At 60.6% G+C, this 18,102-nt stretch carries 19 protein-coding genes and 4 pseudogenes; 16 read left to right on the top strand and 7 right to left on the bottom strand.

Annotated elements, in window-relative coordinates; translation table 11 throughout:
* Window position 1: 1 nt before the first annotated feature.
* On the bottom strand, window positions 2-673 hold the full coding sequence (locus tag E1956_RS43940; RefSeq protein ID WP_134760165.1) for a GntR family transcriptional regulator: 672 nt from the start codon (window positions 671-673) through the stop codon (window positions 2-4).
* A 175-nt stretch (window positions 674-848) separates the two neighbouring features.
* Here E1956_RS43940 and E1956_RS43935 point away from each other — a divergent pair, with 175 nt between their 5' ends.
* From E1956_RS43935 to istB, 9 genes and pseudogenes are all read left to right on the top strand, one after another.
* Window positions 849-2,030: an ABC transporter substrate-binding protein gene (locus E1956_RS43935; RefSeq protein ID WP_134760163.1), complete on the top strand. Its 1,182-nt coding sequence runs from the start codon at window positions 849-851 to the stop codon at window positions 2,028-2,030.
* A 44-nt stretch (window positions 2,031-2,074) separates the two neighbouring features.
* On the top strand, window positions 2,075-2,938 hold the full coding sequence (locus E1956_RS43930) for a branched-chain amino acid ABC transporter permease (RefSeq protein ID WP_134760161.1): 864 nt from the start codon (window positions 2,075-2,077) through the stop codon (window positions 2,936-2,938).
* Between the two features lie 130 nt (window positions 2,939-3,068).
* Complete coding sequence (locus tag E1956_RS43925) at window positions 3,069-4,007, top strand: branched-chain amino acid ABC transporter permease (protein WP_167760345.1); 939 nt, start codon at window positions 3,069-3,071, stop codon at window positions 4,005-4,007.
* Window positions 4,004-4,750, top strand: coding sequence for an ABC transporter ATP-binding protein (locus E1956_RS43920; RefSeq protein ID WP_167760344.1), 747 nt, complete (start codon window positions 4,004-4,006; stop codon window positions 4,748-4,750). Before E1956_RS43925 ends, E1956_RS43920 begins: the two co-directional genes overlap by 4 nt.
* Complete coding sequence (locus tag E1956_RS43915; protein ID WP_335930066.1) at window positions 4,740-5,543, top strand: ABC transporter ATP-binding protein; 804 nt, start codon at window positions 4,740-4,742, stop codon at window positions 5,541-5,543. The genes E1956_RS43920 and E1956_RS43915 overlap by 11 nt, the downstream gene beginning before the upstream one ends.
* A gap of 59 nt (window positions 5,544-5,602) precedes the next feature.
* Window positions 5,603-6,586 carry an NAD-dependent epimerase/dehydratase family protein gene (locus tag E1956_RS43910; protein ID WP_134760157.1) on the top strand — a complete coding sequence of 328 codons (984 nt, stop codon included), beginning with the start codon at window positions 5,603-5,605 and terminating at the stop codon, window positions 6,584-6,586.
* A gap of 105 nt (window positions 6,587-6,691) precedes the next feature.
* A complete protein-coding gene (locus tag E1956_RS47640) occupies window positions 6,692-7,186 on the top strand; it encodes a porin (protein ID WP_335930065.1) in 495 nt (164 codons plus the stop codon).
* Window positions 7,107-8,560: pseudogene (istA, locus tag E1956_RS43900) on the top strand (IS21 family transposase). The gene E1956_RS47640 and the pseudogene istA overlap by 80 nt, the downstream one beginning before the upstream one ends.
* Window positions 8,560-9,555 carry an IS21-like element helper ATPase IstB gene (istB, locus tag E1956_RS43895; RefSeq protein ID WP_418789387.1) on the top strand — a complete coding sequence of 332 codons (996 nt, stop codon included), beginning with the start codon at window positions 8,560-8,562 and terminating at the stop codon, window positions 9,553-9,555. Before istA ends, istB begins: the two are co-directional and overlap by 1 nt.
* Here the strand turns inward: istB and E1956_RS47895 are convergent.
* Window positions 9,529-9,759: pseudogene (locus E1956_RS47895) on the bottom strand (recombinase zinc ribbon domain-containing protein); the annotation flags it as partial. The gene istB and the pseudogene E1956_RS47895 overlap by 27 nt on opposite strands.
* Between E1956_RS47895 and E1956_RS43885 the strand changes: the two are divergent.
* Complete coding sequence (locus E1956_RS43885; RefSeq protein WP_134760155.1) at window positions 9,715-10,434, top strand: IS6 family transposase; 720 nt, start codon at window positions 9,715-9,717, stop codon at window positions 10,432-10,434. The pseudogene E1956_RS47895 and the gene E1956_RS43885 sit on opposite strands and share 45 nt — an antisense overlap.
* A 57-nt stretch (window positions 10,435-10,491) precedes the next feature.
* Window positions 10,492-11,156 (top strand): annotated as a pseudogene (locus tag E1956_RS43880) (dehydroquinate synthase/iron-containing alcohol dehydrogenase family protein); the annotation flags it as partial.
* A gap of 210 nt (window positions 11,157-11,366) precedes the next feature.
* On the opposite strand, the gene E1956_RS43875 reads toward E1956_RS43880, so the two are convergent.
* The gene (locus E1956_RS43875; RefSeq protein ID WP_134760870.1) at window positions 11,367-11,615 is read right to left on the bottom strand and encodes a DUF1488 family protein; all 249 of its coding nucleotides are present in this window, start codon (window positions 11,613-11,615) and stop codon (window positions 11,367-11,369) included.
* 632 nt (window positions 11,616-12,247) lie between these two features.
* On the opposite strand from E1956_RS43875, the gene E1956_RS43870 reads away from it, so the two are divergent.
* The 3 genes from E1956_RS43870 to E1956_RS43860 all read left to right on the top strand — a co-directional run bounded on the left by E1956_RS43870 (window position 12,248) and on the right by E1956_RS43860 (window position 13,409).
* Window positions 12,248-12,475, top strand: coding sequence for a hypothetical protein (locus E1956_RS43870; RefSeq protein WP_134760153.1), 228 nt, complete (start codon window positions 12,248-12,250; stop codon window positions 12,473-12,475).
* Between the two features lie 278 nt (window positions 12,476-12,753).
* Window positions 12,754-12,951, top strand: coding sequence for a hypothetical protein (locus E1956_RS43865; protein ID WP_134760151.1), 198 nt, complete (start codon window positions 12,754-12,756; stop codon window positions 12,949-12,951).
* A 224-nt stretch (window positions 12,952-13,175) separates the two neighbouring features.
* Window positions 13,176-13,409, top strand: a complete 234-nt coding sequence (locus tag E1956_RS43860; protein ID WP_134760149.1) for a hypothetical protein — start codon at window positions 13,176-13,178, stop codon at window positions 13,407-13,409.
* A gap of 36 nt (window positions 13,410-13,445) precedes the next feature.
* Here E1956_RS43860 and E1956_RS43855 read toward each other — a convergent pair.
* A pseudogene (locus E1956_RS43855) lies at window positions 13,446-13,746 on the bottom strand (PRC-barrel domain containing protein); the annotation flags it as partial.
* 952 nt (window positions 13,747-14,698) lie between these two features.
* Between E1956_RS43855 and E1956_RS43850 the strand changes: the two are divergent.
* Window positions 14,699-14,902, top strand: coding sequence for a cold-shock protein (locus E1956_RS43850; protein ID WP_134760868.1), 204 nt, complete (start codon window positions 14,699-14,701; stop codon window positions 14,900-14,902).
* Between the two features lie 164 nt (window positions 14,903-15,066).
* Window positions 15,067-16,089 (top strand): S1 family peptidase, encoded by a 1,023-nt coding sequence (locus E1956_RS43845; protein WP_134760145.1) that lies wholly within the window; start codon window positions 15,067-15,069, stop codon window positions 16,087-16,089.
* Window positions 16,090-16,459: 370 nt separating this feature from the next.
* Here E1956_RS43845 and E1956_RS43840 read toward each other — a convergent pair whose 3' ends face one another.
* The 3 genes from E1956_RS43840 to E1956_RS43825 form a co-directional block, all read right to left on the bottom strand.
* Entirely contained in the window at window positions 16,460-16,987 is a 528-nt protein-coding gene (locus E1956_RS43840; RefSeq protein WP_134760143.1) for a hypothetical protein, read from the bottom strand.
* Window positions 16,988-17,420: 433 nt separating this feature from the next.
* On the bottom strand, window positions 17,421-17,687 hold the full coding sequence (locus tag E1956_RS43830) for a hypothetical protein (RefSeq protein ID WP_134760139.1): 267 nt from the start codon (window positions 17,685-17,687) through the stop codon (window positions 17,421-17,423).
* A gap of 70 nt (window positions 17,688-17,757) precedes the next feature.
* A complete protein-coding gene (locus tag E1956_RS43825) occupies window positions 17,758-18,090 on the bottom strand; it encodes a hypothetical protein (RefSeq protein ID WP_134760138.1) in 333 nt (110 codons plus the stop codon).
* Window positions 18,091-18,102 lie beyond the last annotated feature (12 nt).

The raw sequence follows: 18,102 nt of genomic DNA, 5'->3' as shown, positions 1-18,102 counted from the left end.
TTCAATTCGAGGCGAGTGTCTGGAGCATCAATATCCCCGGCGACAAATCCCCGGCCGTGCTGGCACGGTGTACGTCCATCGCCGCAAAAAGCGATGTGCGATTGTGCGCGGCCAGGCTCGCAATCAATTGATCGTGTTCTTTCACGGTTTGCACGCGTGCGCGCGTGTCGGACATCGTGGTTGCGATGAAGCTGTCGGCCATCGTCCACAGACGCTTGACCTCCTCGAGGATGATCTTGTACGGCGACAGCGCATAGATCGACATGTGGAACTCGCGGTTCAGACGGACCAGCGGCGTCCAGTCCGCCGAAGCGGCGATCGCGCGCATCTGGTCGTTGAGCGCCTGCAACTGCGCGATGTGCGTGTCGTCGGGCCACTGCACCGACGCGAGTAGCTCGTTTTCCAGCAACTGAAGAATGCGCATGATCTGCGCCAGTTCGTCCGGCGCGCGTTTCGCAACGAAGTAGCCCGAGTTGGGGCGGTGCACCAGCAAGCCTTGATCGGCAAGCAGGTTCAGCGCCTCGCGCAGCGGAACCCGGCTGACCCCAAGCTCCTCGGCCATCTCTTGCTGGCGGATCTGTTCACCGGGCATGAGTGCGCCCGACATGACTTTCCCGCGCAAATGCTGCAGTGCCCGCTCCATCGCCTTGGCCTTCTGGACGGGTTCTGACATGAGACCTCTCCTTGTTCGCTTCTGGGTTTTCGTCAGTATAGTCGATCGTCATACAGGATTGAATTCAATCCTGGGAGTATTACCGATGGAATCCAAATTTGAATTCAATAAAGTGTGAGGCATTCGACGGCTGCCGTTACCGGCTTCATTTCCTGACATTGCAACGGAGACCTCCATGCGTCGCAGCTTTCTTCGCACTCTCACCGCGCTAGTGGGTACGACCGCGCTCAGTCTCGGCGTGATCGCTGCGGCACAGGCGCAACCGCCGATCAAGATTGGCCTGCTGCTGACCTACTCCGGCGCGTCCGGCATGACCGGGCAGGTGGCCGACAACGTCATCAAGCTGTTTCAACAGGAGAACGGCACCACAGTCGGCGGCAGGCAGATCGAGTTCGTGAAGCGCGACACCACCGGCCCTAACCCTGAAGTGGTCAAGCGCGTCGCACAGGAGCTCATCGTGCGCGACAAGGTCGACATGCTGATCGGTCCTGACTTCACGCCGAACGTTCTTGTGGCGGCGCCACTCGTCACGGAGGCAAAGGTGCCGACGTTCATCACGGGTGCCGCGACGCAGGGCCTTGCCGAGCGCTCTCCGTACTACGTGCGCACTTTCTATTCGATTCCGCAGTCCGTGCGGCCGATCGCGCAATGGGCGTATAAGAACGGCGTGAGAAACGCGTTTGTCCTGGTCGCGGACTTCGGGCCTGGCCACGACACCGAGGCCACGTTCACCCAAACGTTCACCGGGCTCGGCGGAAAGATCGCCGGCACGGTGCGGGTGCCTTTGCGCAGCCCGGAATTCTCGAGCTACATGCAGCGTATCAAGGACGCGAAGCCCGACGCGGTGTTCGCTTTCTTCCCGGTCGGTGAACTGGTGCCTCAGTTCCTCAAGGCCTACGCCGACTCGGGCCTCAAGAACAGCAACATCAAGCTGATCGGCACCGGGGACATGAGCGACGAAAGCGTGATCGATGCGGCAGGCGACGCGGCGCTCGGCATCGTGACGGCAGGGGTGTATTCCACTGCGCACGACTCCGCGCTCGACAAGCAGTTCGTGACGGACTACGTGACCCGGTTCGGCAAGACGCCGCGCGTCACCGCTTCGGGTGTGGCGGTGTGGGATGCGATGCGGCTCATTTACGAGGGACTCGCCGCACAGGGCAATGCCCCGTTCGACGCCGACAAATTTATGGCCTTCGTGAAGGGCCGCTCGATCGAAAGTCCGCGCGGACCGATCGTCATTGACAAGCGCACTGGCGATATCGTCCAGAACGTCTACATCCGCCGCGTTCAGAAGCGCGACGGGGTGCTGCAGAACGTCGAGATCGAGACCTTCAATGACGTACCGGCCAGGTGAGCGGTCGTGAACCGACAACGCCATTTTCATCCTCGGGAACTGCCATGACGACTATCGCGACGCTGCTGTTCAACGGGCTGTCCTATGGTGCGCTGCTGTTCATCATGTCCGTCGGCCTGTCCGTCACGATGGGGATGATGCAGTTCGTGAACCTCGCACAGGTCAGCCTTTCGATGCTCGGCGGTTATGTGATGGTCAGCGCGATGGATGGGCTGGGCATGCCGTTTCTCGCGAGTCTGCCGCTCGCGTTCGTCGCCGTCGGCGCGTTCTCGATCGCGCTCGAACGACTGGTGCTGCGCCACTTCTACGACGCCGGCGATTTGACCCAGGTGCTGTTGACGCTCGGTCTCGTCTTCATGTCGATCTCCTCGGTGGCGTTCATCTGGGGACCGTCGTTCCAGCCGGTCACGGTTCCGCCCTGGCTCAGCGGCCAGGCACAGGTGCTCGGTGTCAACCTCGAGCGCTACCGCATCTTTTTGCTCGTGTCGGGCGTGCTGATCGCCGCGACGATGGTTCTAGGCATCGAGCGCACGCGGTTCGGCGCGAGGGTGCGAGCCTGCGTCGACAGCCGTCGCGCCGCGTCCGCTTGCGGCATGAACACCGGCACCGTGTTCGCATTGACGTTTGCGCTCGGCGGTGGGCTGGCGGGCCTCGGCGGCGCGCTGTCCGCGAATCTGCTGAGTCTCGATCCCAACTTCCCGTTGCGCTACCTGGTCTATGTGCTGATCGTCGTGTCGGTCGGCGGCATGGGCAGTATCTTCGGCACCCTGTTTGCGGCGGTGCTCATCGGCGTGGCCGATGTCTTCGGCAAGTACTACCTGTCCGAAGCTGGTGGTGCGCTCATCTATGTCCTGACCGTGCTCGTCCTGATGGGGCGGCCGCAGGGCCTGCTCGGCAAGAAGGCTTGATATGACGCGACTCTTTCGTTCAGTTCGTTCGATGCTTTCCAGAAGGGATCTCCAGCGCGATCGGGGCAGCGCGACGAGTATAGGGACGACGCATCGCGACGCCGTTCGCTACTTCGATTCACGCGCCCGCGTGAGCCGCTGGGAATGCGCGTTCTGGTTGGCCTGGATTGCGCTGTTTTTCGTCCCGGAAAGTAATCTCGTGCTGCTAACGCAGATTCTGGTCTGGGGTCTTTTCGCGCTTTCGCTGGATTTGCTGCTCGGCTACCGCGGCATCGCCTCGCTCGGTCAGGCGGCATTCTTCGGGATCGGCGCCTACACCGCGGGTTTTCTCGGCAGGTACGGCTGGACCGAGCCGATCAGCGGCCTGATGGTTGCGGGAGCAACGGCTGGCCTCGCCGGACTCGCGACCGGTCATATCGTGCGCAAGCTGCATGGCGTCGGCTTGCTGATGGTCACGCTGGGCCTGAACATGATCCTGTTCGACTTCGTCGAGCGCTCGACGAGCCTCACAGGCGGCGACGACGGCTTGCAGGGCATCGATATCGCCCCCGTGCTCGGCGTGTTCCGGTTCGACATGGTGGGGCGCACCGCTTACCTGTATACATTCTTCGTTGTACTGCTGTGTTTTCTGGTTGTGCGCGCGCTCGTCAAATCGTCGTTCGGGCTGTCGTTGCTGGGCGCGCGCGAGAATTCGCGACGCATGGTCATGCTAGGTACGCCGATCGATCGCGACGTCACCGTCGTGTTCGGGATGTCGGCAATGCTGGCCGGGATAGCGGGCGCATTGCTCACACAGACCAGCCAGTTCGTGTCGCCCGAAGTGCTGGCGTTCACGCGCTCGGCGGACGTCCTCGTGATGCTCGTGATTGGTGGCGCCGCGGTTCTGTACGGCGGCTTCATCGGCGCGGCCGTATTCATTCTGCTGCGCGATCAGCTGGCAGCGTTCAACCCGATCTACTGGTACTTCTGGATCGGCCTGCTGCTCGTGCTGATCGTGACGATGTTCCGCAAGGGCATTCTGCCGACGCTCGCTGGGCGCTTTGCGCAATGGTGGGGAGCTCGCGCATGAATCACGACATCGTACTGCAGACGCGCGACCTGAAAATGTCGTTCGGCGGCTTGAAGATCTTCGAACACCTGAATTTTTCGATGCGCCGCGGCGAGTGCCATGCGGTCATCGGCCCGAACGGCGCAGGCAAGAGCACCTTTGTCAATCTCGTGACGGGCTTGCTCAAGCCGACCGGTGGGCAACTGCTGCTCGACGGCCGCGACGTGACTGCGGCGACGCCCCAGCAGCGTGTGCGGCGTGGTCTCGTGTGCACCTTTCAGATCAACACATTGTTCCCGACACTCAATCCGCTCGAGTCCGTGGTGCTGGCGCTGTGCCAGCGCGAGGGGCAGGCGCGTCCGTCGTGGCGCTCCGTCAGCCGGATGACGAAGCAGATCGATGAAGCGTCGGCGCTGCTGGACCGGTTCGGCTTGCTCGATGTGGCGCTCGCCCCGACGCACACGTTGTCGTACGGCGAGCAGCGCTTGCTCGAGGTGGTGCTCGCGTTCGCGATGCGCCCGCGCGTGCTGTTGCTCGACGAGCCAGCGGCCGGTTTGTCAACCGCGCAGGGCGTTGCGTTGTTCGATCAGCTCACGAGCCTGGCGGGTGAGACGACGATCCTCTTCATCGAGCACGACATGCATCTGGTGTTCCGCTATGCCGATCGCGTTTCGGTGTTCGCGGGCGGCGACGTGATCGCCCAAGGAACACCCGACGAAGTGCGCGCAAACGAGCGTGTAAGGAAGGCATACCTTGGAAGCTAGACCGAATGACATCGCGATTGCCGTGCCGGCGGACGCCAGCGGCGCGGGTGCACCGGCCGTCGAGCGGCGCGAGCCTGTGGCCTCGACGGCCGGCACGCTCCTCGAACTGCGCGGGTTGTGTGCCGGCTATGGATCGGCTCGCGTGCTCCACGATATCGATTTGTCGGTGCGGCGCGGCGAAACCCTGGTCGTGATCGGGCGCAATGGCGTCGGCAAGACCACGCTGATCGAAACCATCATCGGGCTCACGACGCACCACGCCGGAGAGATCTGGTTCGACGGCAAGCGCGTCGACGGTCTGCCTGCCCATCGGCGCAATCGCGCGGGCATTGCCTGGGTGCCGCAGGAGCGCGAGGTTTTCCGCTCGCTGAGCGTCGAGGTGAACCTGAGCGTCGTCCGTCGCGCGGGACCGTGGGACATTGCGCGCGTGTATACGCTGTTTCCGCGGCTCAAGGAGCGCCGGCGCCACTACGCGAGCCAGCTCTCCGGCGGCGAGCAGCAAATGCTCGCGCTTGGCCGCGCGTTGATGACCAACCCGACGCTGCTGCTGCTCGACGAGCCGGTCGAAGGGCTGGCTCCGCTGATCGTGGCAGAGATGCTCGACGCGATTGACCGCATGCGGATCGAAACCGGAATGACGATCGTGATGGTCGAGCAGAAATACGACCTCGCGCTCGCGCATTCGGAACGCTGCGCGGTGATCGATCACGGCAGCGTCGTACACAGCGGTGCGAGCGACGAACTACTGCACAACCCGGCGCTGATCGACCGCCTGCTTGGCGTTTACGCATGATCTCTCTGGCAACACCAGGCATGCATTGGTGACACAACCTTTCACATAGAGTCCTACCCATGATCATTGTCTTCGGCGGCACAGGCATGTTGGGGCAGCACACGGCCCGCGATCTCATCGACCACGGAGAAACGGTCGTCGTCACCGGGCTGCGGCGCCAGGTGCCGCGGCTTCTGGCCGATGCGATCGATCGGGGCCAGGCGTTCGTCGAGTATCTCGACGTGACGGATCCGTATGCGGTGATGAAGGTGGTCGCCACGCACAAGCCGGACGCCTTTGTCGACACGTCCGGCTACGCGCCGAAACTGCTGGCGCCCTCGGCCGAGGTGAGGGCGCGCGTCACCGCGCAACTGAACCTGCTCGAGGCCGCAAAGCTCAACGGCGTCAGGCGGGTGGTGCTCACCAGCTCATCGGACGCGTATTGGGGGCTGGGCGCCGAATCCATGCCGTTGAAAGAGGACATGCCGGTGCCACTGCAGGAAGACGGCGACAACTACATCGTTCAGTCGTGGGCGAAGAAAACGCTCGAAGTGATCGCCAATCTCTATCGCCGCCAGGAGGGCGTGGACATCGTGACCGTACGATGCAGCGGCATGTTCGGCCCGTTCTATCGCACCTTCCTCAACCTGCCCAGTCGACTGATCAAGGCAGGCCTGTCCGGCACCGCGCCGGACTTCTCGAAGGGCGGTGTGCCTCTCGAGAGCGACGGCTACGACCAGTCGTACGTGAAGGACATTGCGCACGGGATGAGTCTCGTCGTGCGCGCACCGGATTTGAAGCATCACATCTACAACCTCGGCAGCGGGCGCGCAACTACCTATGGCGAGATCGCGCGCGCGGTGGAAAAGGCGATTCCCGGCTTCCAGGTCCAGCTTCGCTCCACGGAGCCGGCTTCGACGCCCGCCCTCGGCCGCGAGATTGGCATGGGCAACTTCTACATGGACATTTCACGCATTGGCGCTGAACTCGGCTATGCACCGAGATATTCGATGGAGCACGCAATCGCAGAGTACGCGAACTGGCTTCGGATCCACGAGGCGTGAAATCAGGCATCGGAGCGAGGATTTGCGAGTTCGGCGCGACACAGCACCAGGGCTTGTCCTGCCCTATACGGGATCATCGATACGGGCGTCGAATGGGGGAATAACGTGGGCGCTACTAAGTCCAGTGCCGTGCGCGTGCTGACTCTCACGGGATCGATACCGTCGATGTGGGGTCTTCGCGGCAAACAAGACCTTGGGGGCGGGCTCAGCGCAGTATTCGTGATGGAGTCAGCCTTCGCGCCCTCGCAGGGCACGCTCAACCAGGGCGGCCGCCTGTTTGGCCGGCAAGCGTACGTCGGGCTTGCGGGGCATTGGGGAACGCTGACGCTCGGACGGCAGTACTCACAGATCTACTGGGCGCTGCCGGGCGACACGATGGGGCCCAATATCTACGCCGCCGGCGATCCCTTTTCGACGCGACCAGCAACTACTGGTGGATCGGCGGAACTGATCGACTTCATCAAGAAGAAGAACAGCCATGTCGGGAACCCACATTACGGACCAGCAGGTCCGCCTCTTTATGAACAAGCGCAAACATCATACTCAGGAAGTTGCCGCAGCCATGGCTGGCATCAGCGTGCGCTCGGCACGGCGAATTGAGCACGGCGTCCTCCTGCCCTCGCAGAAGGTGGCCCGCACATGGCGTACTCGTCCCGATCCATTCGCTGACGTCTGGGACAGCGAGATCGTCCCGCTCCTGCGCCGCTTGCCCAAGCTAAAGGCCGTTACATTGCTAGCCAGACTGCAGGAGGCGCATCCCGATCAATTCCCGGACAGCATGCGCCGCACGCTAGAGCGGCGCGTCAGCCAGTGGCGAGCTATCGAAGGGCCGGGGAAGGAAGTGTTCTTCCCGCAGGAACACCTTCCCGGTGTGCAGGGGCTGTCCGACTTCACAGACATGGGTGACCTGCATGTAAGTGTCGCCGGCGCGCCGTTCCATCATCGGTTGTATCACTTCGTGCTTGCCTTCTCGCACTGGGAATACGCCGGCGTCGTTGATGGTGGTGAGAGCTTCGAAGCACTGTCTACCGGCTTGCAGAATGCGCTCTGGCAGGCCGGCGGGTGCCCGCGCGAACATCGCACCGATAGCCTGTCGGCGGCGTTCAAGAATCTCCAGCGCGAAGAGGACTTCACAGCGCGCTATGCGGCGCTGCTCGAGCATTACGGCATGGCAGGCACACGCAACAACGTCGGCGTGGCACACGAGAATGGCAGCGTCGAATCCTCACATCGCCATCTGAAGGAGGCGATCGATCAGGCGCTCTGCTGCGTGGCCATCGCGACTTCGCCGACCGCGCCGCTTATGAGGACTTCGTGCGCGAAGTCGTGATGCGTCGCAACCGCCGCAACGCCGCTGCGTTCAATGTCGAACGGGAGCACTTGGAGGACCTGCCGCTGCGGCGCACCACCGACTTCGTCGAAGAGGAAGCACGCGTGACGCGCTGCGGAACCTTTACGGTACGCGGCATCCTCTACAGCTCACCGTCTCGTCTGATTGGACATCGTCTGAAGGTCCGTGTCTATGCAGACCGTCCGGACTGCTATCTGTCGGGTGCACTTGTGCACAGCACTGTACGCGGGTCCCACGCGGGCGGCAGCCGCCGCCGCGCGCTGGACTACCGGCACTTCATCGAAGAGCTCAAGCGCAAACCTCAGGCGTTCAAGGGATTGGCGTTTCGCGATGACCTGTTCCCGCGCGAGGCGTATCGCCGGATGTGGGAACAGCTCGACGCCCGGATGACGCAGCGCGACGCCTGTAAGACGATGGTCGGGTTACTCGAGTTGGCCGCTAACCACGGCGTTGAGGCGGTGCTCGCAGATCGTCTCGATGCCTTGCTGGCTGCAGGCGAGCTGCCCGATCTCGGGAAGCTGCGCGACGAATTCGCGCCTCGCCAAGCGCAGTGTCCGGATGTTGTAGTCGAGATGCCTGAGGCGGCCCTGTATGACACCTTGCTCGACGCGGAGGTGACGTGATGACTGCGCCCGCCGCCTATGACGCTGCACGCCTGGGGCTGATGCTCAATGAGCTGAGGCTGCCGACAATCGCGCGGCTATGGCCCGAGTTTGCACAGCGTTCCGACAAGGAGGGCTGGCAGGCCACCCGCCTGATTGGCGCGCTGCTCGAGCACGAGCTCGCTGAGCGGGTCAAGCGACGCATCGAACTCCACCGCATTGAATCACATCTCGACCTGACCAAGACGCTCGATACCTTCGACTTCGGCATGGTGCCGATGGTCTCAAAGGCCCACGTGATGGCACTCGCAACAGGCGACTCCTGGCTAGAGAAACGCGCCACGATCCTGCTGTTCGGCCCACCAGGCGGCGGCAAAACGCATCTGGGCTCCGCCATCGGCCATGCCCTGATCGAAGCCGGCTACCGCGTGCTGTTCACCCGTACAAGCGAGATCGTCCAGAAACTGCAGGTGGCTCGCCAGAGCCTTCAGTTGCCGTCCATGCTCGGCAAGCTCGACCGCTTCGACTTGATCGTCCTCGACGACCTGTCGTACGTACGCAAGGATCAGGCCGAGACCAGCGTGCTGTTCGAATTGATCGCCGAGCGGTACGAGCGGCGCAGCCTTCTGATCACGGCCAACCAGCCATTCTCGGGCTGGAACGACGTGTTCCCTGATCCCTCAATGACGGTCGCCGCCATCGACCGCCTGGTCCATCACTCGACGATCTTCGAGCTCAACGTTGAAAGCTACCGGCGTCGTAACGCCAGCGACAACAAGCGCGCGAAAGCGTCAATTACCCGAGACCGATTCGGAAGGAGCGACAACTATGGCGACTTGGCCAAGATAGTTGACGATCTACAGCGCCAGTTCGTTCAGCGCAGTGACGGCGAGTTTGAGTTCGGGTGGCTGCAGGGCGGTGAGCGCTGCCTCGCCAATCGCGTTGTCAAGCAGGTCGCTGCGGATGTTCATGCAATCGGTGGTCGCCAGCCCCTCGCGGCGGCGAGCACTGCATAAGTACAACGGGTAAAGGCCGCCGTTACCCTGGTAGCGTACGGTCAGCGCCCGGCCGCAGCAGCCGCATATCAGCAGCCCCTGCAGCAGCGCCGGCTCCGGTGCAAATGAACTCGGCGAATCGGTTAGAGTTGTCGGAACAAAGCGAACTGATGCCGCGCGATGAGCATGCTGAAGAGTCTGGAGGAGTTGTTCGGCGGACGCCATTTCGATCGGGAGATCATCATTCTGTGTGTTCGCTGGTACCTGCGCTACAAGCTCAGCCTGCGCGATCTGGTCGAGATGATGGCCGAACGGGGTTTGTCGCTGGCTCACACGACGATCCTGCGCTGGGTGAGGCGTTATACGCCCGAGTTCGTCAAACGCCGGAACCGCTCTACGACACCTACAGGTCGTTCGTGGCGTGTCGATGAGACCTACCTGAAGATTCGTGGCAGGTGGGTCTACCTCTACCGTGCGGTAGATCGGGCCGGCCAGACCGTGGACTTCATGCTCAGGGCGAGGCGAGACGTATCCGCCGCCAAAGCCTTCTTCAGCAAAGCCATCAGGCATCAGGGCCAGTCGCCGGAGACCATCACGCTCGATGGTTATGCTGCCTCGCACCGCGCGGTGCGAGAGATGAAGGCCGATGGTCTGCTGCCCGAAGACACGATGGTGCGATCGTCGAAATATCTGAACAACGTGATCGAGCAGGACCATCGCCACATCAAATCCAGAACGAATGTGATGCTCGGTTTCAAACGGTTCAGGAGCGCCGCGATCACGATCTCAGGCATCGAGTTGATGCATCGAATTCGCAAGGGGCAGTTCGATCTCGCGAAGTTCGGGCTGAAGAACGTCACTGCGCCTGCCGTATGGAATGTTGTCCTGTCTACTCGATAAGGTATCCTGTATATAAAGACATTTCTCGACCTGCATACCTATTTGCACCAGAGCCCGCCGCAACTGGTTGCCGACCTTGCTATCCTGGACGCAGAGCTCACAGTGGGCTTGCCGCGGCATGTCACGGCGGAAACGGGCATTGACGCGATGGTGCACGCCGTCGAGGCCTTTACCTCGGCGAGGCTGAGGAATCCGGTTTCGGACCTGCTGGCGACGCAGGCGCTGACGCTGCTCACGCGGCATCTGCTACCCGCTTGCGATCGCGGCACAGACCTGGCCGCGCGTGAAGCGATGTTGCTGGGCGCGATGTACGCCGGGCAAGCGTTCGCGAATGCGCCAGTGGCGGCCGTGCATGCGCTTGCCTACCCGATAGGCGGTATTTTTCACGTGCCGCATGGACTGTCGAACGCGCTCGTGCCGCCCCCCACGTCATGCGGTTCAACGCGCCGGCTCCATCGCATCTCTATGCGCAAGTTGCGGATATCGTGGTGCCCGACCTCACACGCCATGGAAACGACGATGCGAAAGCAGAAGCGTTGATCACACACCTCGAGCGTTTGATTGAAGCGACCGGCATTCCCCGTCGATTGCGAGAAATGGGCATCGAGACTGAGGACCTGCCGCGCCTCGCGAGCGATGCGATGCTGCAAACGCGGCTCCTTCTGAACAATCCACGACCGTTAGACGAGCACGCTGCACTGACTATCTATCGTGCCGCGTATAGGCCTGGCAATTACAATCGAAGGCCCATTTCGCGACTCTGGGTGTCGGACACGAAGTTCATTTATTTGCCCCTTGGCGATCATATCAGCACTTTGACTACCGCGGGCCTCAGCGTTTTCAATGTCGTTCACCTCATTCTGTAGGGTCTCGCAGCATACCAGCCTCCTTTATTGCAACAGAACCGTTAATGTTCCTATAGACCTTGTTACTCACGAGATCGTGTACCTGTTATGGGGACCGCCTTTATATAGGGTTCGTGCGAGCTCCAGAATCCGGTCCCGGTTGTGGTCGAAAGTTGCGAGCAACGAGGACTCGTCAGAATTCAATCCGGGGTTCAGCTTCATCAGCATCGCATTGTCGACCAGAAAAGCAATCTCGCGAGCTTTGTCGTAGCCCCAGAAGCACACGCAGCGCCGGGAAGCGTCGTAGATTCGACTGGGATTGGGAAAGTTGAGCATCACGCCACCTTTTTTCAATCTACTCTCTGGGACGGATTCATATCAGCGACGCAATCGAATGTCTGCGATAGCGACCGAAGCAAGCTGGGGGCGTCGACTTCGAACTGGTGGCGGCAGCAAATTGTCCATATTGAGCATGCGCTTATTACCATAGCGATGCAAGTGAGATCGCGAAATTATCGTTTTAGTCGCATCTTGCGATGCAACTGCCGACCCAACCGAGGTCGTGCAAAAATTCGCGTGCATATGGGAAGCGACGTAAATCGCCGAGTCTGGCAACCGTCGATCTGGCACGGACTGGCGGCTCCAAAGCGGAAAAAGCGCGACCGTGTAAATGCTCCCTGCGACGCCTACAATTCAACTACGGGTGGCGGTCGTGCGACCCGGCAGGAGAGTTCCATGTCACAGTCAATGATTGGTATTGTAGTGGGTTTGGTCGTCCTCTCAGTTCTCGTGTTCGCGTTGGCTCGCCGGTACGGAGTCGAATATCCAGGGGAGGGAGTGATTCAGTGGATGGACTCACATCATATGAGGTGGATGCATCGCAAACACTAGTCGCTTCACGCTATCAGAGAAAAGGCACGGTCGTGATGAGTTGCACAGCAGGTGGCATCCCTCGGACGGAGATCGCTATGAATAGGCCCTATCTCAGCGTGGAAGCGATCCTCGAACAGTTTCGCTCAGGTACCGAGGTGCCGTCCGACCAGCCGGTTCTTGCCCATTGCCTGCAGTGGCTGGCAGAGTTCCTCGCGCGCGAGCACGCAACGATGAATGCAGATGACTGGGACGCTCTTGTCCACGTGGGCATGCTGCTTTGGCGGGAGGAAGAAGCATGGGATGAGAAGGCGAGAATGCATTGAAGGACACGCTTACGTACGTATATGAAAATCCGGGGCGGACAGGGCGCTGCAGTGCGCCTGACGCCCGTACGCCTCGCTCGCGGTAAGCTTCAGAATCGGCGCACCAGATGTAGCGGTTCGGACACGGCTACGGTCCGATAGCGTACAGACGTGTGGCCCGACTGGTTGAATGATAGGTGGGTCGAACGTGCGATGAATGCGGGAAACCGACCTTGGTGTCCGGCCTGTCCTCTCGTGGAAGTCGTTGGCAAAAGGAGCATGAGATGAGGACTAACCGTGTGAACGCCGACGTGCTCGCAGAAAGCAGAAGGCTGGAATTCGACGTCAACAACGCAACGGACGATGGCATGCGCAATGCGCCGGAAGATGGAGCTTCGCGTAAGGTGGCCGGTCAACAACACAGCGATACGCGAGATCGGAGAAAAAGGAAAGACCCGGGAAAGTTTGGGGCTATGACGAACGTGATGGATTCGTGAGCGGCGTCTGATCCCAGGCCGGGCAGGCGATCCGTCGCAATGTCGAAGGCGAGAAGGCCAGGGGTACGTCGGCCTTTTCACGGACAACAACGATAGAACTATGGCACGCGATGACAGCGCGCACTGACCGATGCCGTAGCGGCCGTCGGCAGGCGAAGCGTCAGCATATACGCGCGGGCGACGACCGATAACTCGTGGGCTTCAGACATGAGGAGTTCGAAAAGATGACTCAATACTATGCGGGAAAGTCGCATGATGATGCGGTGGCTGCTCGGGCGGGACGCCGGCAGCGGGCGCACGAGCAGCCTGGGGGCAGCATGGCGATAGAAGGAACCGAAGCGGACATGCAACACAGTTGCGGCGAATTGACGGAGCGAGGCAAAGAAGTCTGGCGTCAAGGAAGCGGTATCGACGGTGGCGGCATGGTGCGTCTGTTCACGCGCCGCAAATCGCGTTGAGGTGGCGTTCGCCCGCACGCAAGTGCCTCAACTGCAATAGTAACGCAGCCACTCGATTCCGTGCTGACGCGATACGGGCTTGTGTGTGTCGAGTGTCGGACTGTCACGTACCTGTTACCGCGCCAAATTCACATGGGCCGCCTTCGATGAGCGGTCTATGTGCTTGAGGGAATATGGAGACGAGCACCAGCCTGCTATGCAGCAAGTCTCCTGTTTCGACCACGAGATAGCGAATGCCACAGGCCTCGTCGTCAAAATAAAACTGATTGACGCTCTCGACGTCGCAGTCCGAGGTACGAAAGGTACGTCCGTGCGGATCCTCAATGCATCGCAACATGATGCCTCCTTGACGCCGAAGATATCGTCGACGGTACGCCAGATCCAAAGTGGACGCGGTACGACACCGTACAAATTCGTTATCCGATGTGCCACGTCACGAGCTGAAACCACAGCGCGCAGGTAAGTCCTGTTTCGTACAGACGTGCATTGGCATCGACAGCATGACCGGCGTTCATGGGATAACGCGTGGAGTAGGGGCGCCGCCGACGAAGCGCGAGACAAGAAACGCAGGGTTTCACGGCCTCGACAAAGCGGCGGCGCCGGCTCTGCCTGCACGGCGTGTGGAGCGAAGATAGACTCGAATCCGCACAAGTGCAGCATGCACGTGAAGCAAGCAAAGGTCTCTCAAAATGGATGCCATCCTTGTTGCCGCCATTGAATGGGTAGCAACAATTTTCATGATCCTCTCTTTTGTCGTCGCTGCGGCAACCCTTTGCATGGTTGCAACTAGCTACATAGTCAATTTGCCGCCCAAACGGCGTAGTTGACGGGGCTCCGGCGATCGGTTTGCCAGATCCGCTGGTCGATCGTCTGCAATACCGTAAAGTTTCCTAAATAACCAATCGTGCCAGACCGCGCAGGGGCTTTCCGCGACAAGTCGCTCGTAGCCGCGCGCGGGTGTCCTTGCCGGTAGGGCATCCAGGGGCGGGTAATCGTGGCCGGCTCTGTTCCACCTTTATGAAGAGCTGCCGTTAGCAGCATAGTTACAACGCTGGACGAAGAAGCACGACGGCGTATCCATGCCCGTGCGCCGCGATATTGGGTTCGCCGCTGTTACCAGAAATGACTTGACCGTATCGAGCGTGGTGCGTAGCTTGGACCGTGAATTCAGGAATCTGACTGCTGCTCATCAATAATCGCCCCCGGCGGTATTCGTTGTCCTCTCTCTTCCTTGATCTCACGTCTCCGTTTGTTCGTGGACGGGTTTGTCTACTCATCAGGGAATTTCCATCGAAACCGGTACAGTCAAGTGGTTTAACGACAACAAGGGATTTGGCTTCATCACACCCGACGCTGGGGGTGATGACCTCTTCGCACTCTTCTCCGAGGTGCGCGGGGAAGGCTTCAGGACGCTGGCAGAAAACCAGAAGGTCAGATACAACACGAAACGCGGCGAGAAGGGTTTGCAGGCGACCGATATCACGCCGCTCTGAGCGTGCCCTGCTTGCCGGGGCTGCTGCGACTGAGGCGCTGCATTCTCTGCGGCCGCACTTTTCGCGTAGCGACAGTGCGACCGAACGGCACGCGCTGAGGCGGTTCGCGATTCGATGCAGTTTTTGCAGCGCATGTCGAAATCACAAGAAGGGAGGGTGTGAAAATGGCCACGATTCAACTCTATCGCAGTCCGAACGGTGACAGATGGCTGTTTTGCGACAGCGTGAATGCGGCGGCTGTCATACGGCACGTGCCAAACGCCGCGTCGGGTGGAAGTGTCACGGACGTGGCAGTTGAAGCATTTCTTGCAGCGGGAAAATCTTGGCAAAGGGGGCCGCAGTACGATGCGTTGCAGGAACTGCTCACACTAACCACGTCTGACGAGGCCCCGCGCGATACCGCACCGTCATCACCTCCAGCAAACACCGCCGGCATCGTCCACAAACCCGCTGCCGAAGCACTCCTGCTGAGCGCAGCCCGCGTGCGCACGTTTTCGCAACTGCATCACATGACAAATGCGAGCGGCTTTTTTTTCACCCGCAACGATCGTCTCTTTCTCGTCACGAGCCGTCACGTTCTGATTGACCCGCCCAGCCAGCATTTTCCGGATCGTATCGAGGTGGAGCTCCACGTCGATCGCGACAACCTCGGCGCTTCGGCATGGTTTTCCCTGCCTCTGTACTCGGGAGGGAGCAGTCTTTGGCGTCAAGCATCGGACGACGGCGGCGATGTCGACGTCGCGGCGCTGGAAGTCTGGAAAGACCGATTGCCGCCCGGCGCCGTCTTAGACGCTTTTGGCCCCGAACATCTGCCTGCGCCCGGCCACACGATGCCAGTTGGTGCTTCCGTGCTGATCGTTGGCTTTCCGCTGGGCTTTCATGATTCGCTGCATCATTTGCCCATCGTCAGGCAGGGCGTCATTGCGTCCGCGTTTGGACTGCGGTTTGAAGGCAAGGGCTGTTTCATCACCGACGCGCGAACGCACCGCGGCACGAGCGGTGCGCCTGTGGTGACGAGTGCCGCTTCGCTGCGTGTGGACGGAGTGGCGTCGTCGCTGCCGTGGATGCTGCTGGGCATTCATTCGTCGACCGTCGACATTGGACCACGCGACAGAGACGTCGATGAGAGTTTGGGTCTCAACAACGCGTGGTATGCCGACGTTCTGATGACGCTGACGGACAATTAGCCGAGTGGTGGCGCGAAACCGGTTGCATTCGCGGTTCTTCCAAAGACGCGGGGCCGCCGACCTTATGTCGCACGGCGTCCCTCATCGGGACATACCGACGCTCAATGACGAGTCGCGAGCGCACGCTGGCCACAGCGGGAAAATTGGTACAGGCTGAGGTCGGTCCTCCCCCCTCGGAAGCGCAAGCCCGGCGGCGAAAACGGCAAGGAAACCCGAAGCGTCGCACAGCTGCGCTGCCCCGAAAGTAATGGTGATTACGCCGACCGCCAGGAATTCATCCAGGCCAACGGCCTGTGAATGCCGTGTTCACAGATACACGATCAGATGCCCGATCAGAGCACCAGGCGTCGCACCTATCAACACCCCCCCCTCAAAAAAAACTTGCCCACATCAGGTCAAATACAACCCAGTTCCAGAAGCTAAAGGAGATGCCATCGTGCTGCGACAACAGTGCCAAGTCGAGTATCACGAACGGCCAGGATGTAGCGTCATTCAACGCGCCTTCACCTGCAAGATTGAAGCGCAATCGATCAGGGTCTGTGCCGCGCTCGGTCTGTATGCCCGAGGCCAGCACGGGGTCGGAGGCGACCGACTTGAGGACTCCGAGACCTACCACGTAGCCGACGCACAAATAGATCGTCGCGCTGCTCAACAGGAGCCGTGCCAGCATGCCTTCGCGAGCACCATGCTGAGGAGCAGTCCCCCGGACAGCAGATACCAAAGCGGAGCTACCATAGGATGATTCCATCGCCTTGAAGGTGGTGCAGGTCAGCCTGTTTGAAATCGTGACAGGAATCGTTGCACGAAACCCTACTTCAATCAGAGGGATCTGGAGTTCTGGACCTGGAGATGTCGAGGTCGCGTCAGCATTTTTTTCGTCTGCGGTTTGTGAAAACATCGCTGTCCGCTATCAGACAAATAATCCCGACCGTCACGACGAAAACGAAGATCCGAAGAAGTGGTGCAGCCCATTCAAGGGCAGCGGCGGCGACTGGGCCTGCTCGCCGGTCACCGAACTGCATGCGGCGGCGACCCTGGACTTCGGCTCAGATCGTGTGGCCCGGTCGGGAATCACGTCGGCCAAGCATCACGTCAACCGCAGACCGGCCAACGATCTCCGAGATGAGATAGGCCCAACGGCGGGAGAACGGCCCGTTGCTGATCGGTACGTGCGGTCCCATCGAGGAAAGCTGTGTTGACGATGCTGGGCACTCGACGCGAAATGTAGCGTCGAACATGCCCACTGACGTGGAAACGAGCTCAACGTGGATTTCGCAGCCGCGGTATTGAATCGTCCGTTGCATAGTCACCTCCAGACAATGCGATTGGGTTTAGCCAGGCAAATAGCGCTCGCAAGAGCGGAGTAACCCTTCAGCATGCTCGCGACCTTGCTTGATCGCTTCCTTTCGGTCCGTGTATCCCTGCTTTTCGACCGAGCGGAAGTGATGCGCGGCCGAAAATGTCCGCATGCCGCCAGCCGGGACTATTTCGCCCCAGAATCCGAAGAACTCGGGTTCGCCTGGCGGATGTCCGACTCCGCGATTGATGACGAATACGTCGACGTAGACGTCGAATAGACCAATCGAAAAACAGGTCATGATGACTCCGTTCAGTATGCGACCTCGCCCCGGCGGTCGTAAGCGACACAGCCGATTGCGGACGCGGTCGTCAGGTTGATGCCAGGGTGCCGGGTGCTCCGGCGGTAGAGCGCAGCGCCGCGTTAGCCGCGACCAACAGCCCCGCATCGTGGCTGTGTAGAACCACATCGACTGCGTTGAACGCATGTAACAGATCTTTCTGACCGGACTTCGTTATCCTGCCGGCCTCCGAGACGATTTCGGCTTCCTTTCTGAGCCGCCTGACAAGCTTGGCGGCGCAGCGGCTATCGAGCGCCCCTTCGTGGAGGAGTCCGCAGATCTGTATTGTCAGTGTTACCAGCGTCGCTTCGGCTCTGTGGTTGTTCGCGCTACGGACGTTGTCCCTGTGATGTTGCCTGGCCATAAAACCCCCTAT

The organism is Paraburkholderia pallida (genome assembly GCF_004524855.1).
GTDB lineage: Bacteria > Pseudomonadota > Gammaproteobacteria > Burkholderiales > Burkholderiaceae > Paraburkholderia > Paraburkholderia oxyphila.
The sequence above is the reverse complement of the archived record's forward strand: the minus strand, read 5'-3'. Positions and strand labels throughout refer to the sequence as shown.

Bases quoted from the DNA above. Each gene is read 5' to 3' on its own strand.
- E1956_RS43940 (WP_134760165.1), bottom strand. From the start codon at position 673: ATGTCAGAACCCGTCCAGAAGGCCAAGGCGATGGAGCGGGCACTGCAG.
- E1956_RS43935 (WP_134760163.1), top strand. From the start codon at position 849: ATGCGTCGCAGCTTTCTTCGCACTCTCACCGCGCTAGTGGGTACGACC.
- E1956_RS43930 (WP_134760161.1), top strand. From the start codon at position 2,075: ATGACGACTATCGCGACGCTGCTGTTCAACGGGCTGTCCTATGGTGCG.
- E1956_RS43920 (WP_167760344.1), top strand. From the start codon at position 4,004: ATGAATCACGACATCGTACTGCAGACGCGCGACCTGAAAATGTCGTTC.
- E1956_RS43910 (WP_134760157.1), top strand. From the start codon at position 5,603: ATGATCATTGTCTTCGGCGGCACAGGCATGTTGGGGCAGCACACGGCC.
- istB (WP_418789387.1), top strand. From the start codon at position 8,560: ATGACTGCGCCCGCCGCCTATGACGCTGCACGCCTGGGGCTGATGCTC.
- E1956_RS43885 (WP_134760155.1), top strand. From the start codon at position 9,715: ATGAGCATGCTGAAGAGTCTGGAGGAGTTGTTCGGCGGACGCCATTTC.
- E1956_RS43875 (WP_134760870.1), bottom strand. From the start codon at position 11,615: ATGCTCAACTTTCCCAATCCCAGTCGAATCTACGACGCTTCCCGGCGC.
- E1956_RS43870 (WP_134760153.1), top strand. From the start codon at position 12,248: ATGAATAGGCCCTATCTCAGCGTGGAAGCGATCCTCGAACAGTTTCGC.
- E1956_RS43860 (WP_134760149.1), top strand. From the start codon at position 13,176: ATGACTCAATACTATGCGGGAAAGTCGCATGATGATGCGGTGGCTGCT.
- E1956_RS43845 (WP_134760145.1), top strand. From the start codon at position 15,067: ATGGCCACGATTCAACTCTATCGCAGTCCGAACGGTGACAGATGGCTG.
- E1956_RS43840 (WP_134760143.1), bottom strand. From the start codon at position 16,987: ATGTTTTCACAAACCGCAGACGAAAAAAATGCTGACGCGACCTCGACA.
- E1956_RS43830 (WP_134760139.1), bottom strand. From the start codon at position 17,687: ATGACCTGTTTTTCGATTGGTCTATTCGACGTCTACGTCGACGTATTC.
- E1956_RS43825 (WP_134760138.1), bottom strand. From the start codon at position 18,090: ATGGCCAGGCAACATCACAGGGACAACGTCCGTAGCGCGAACAACCAC.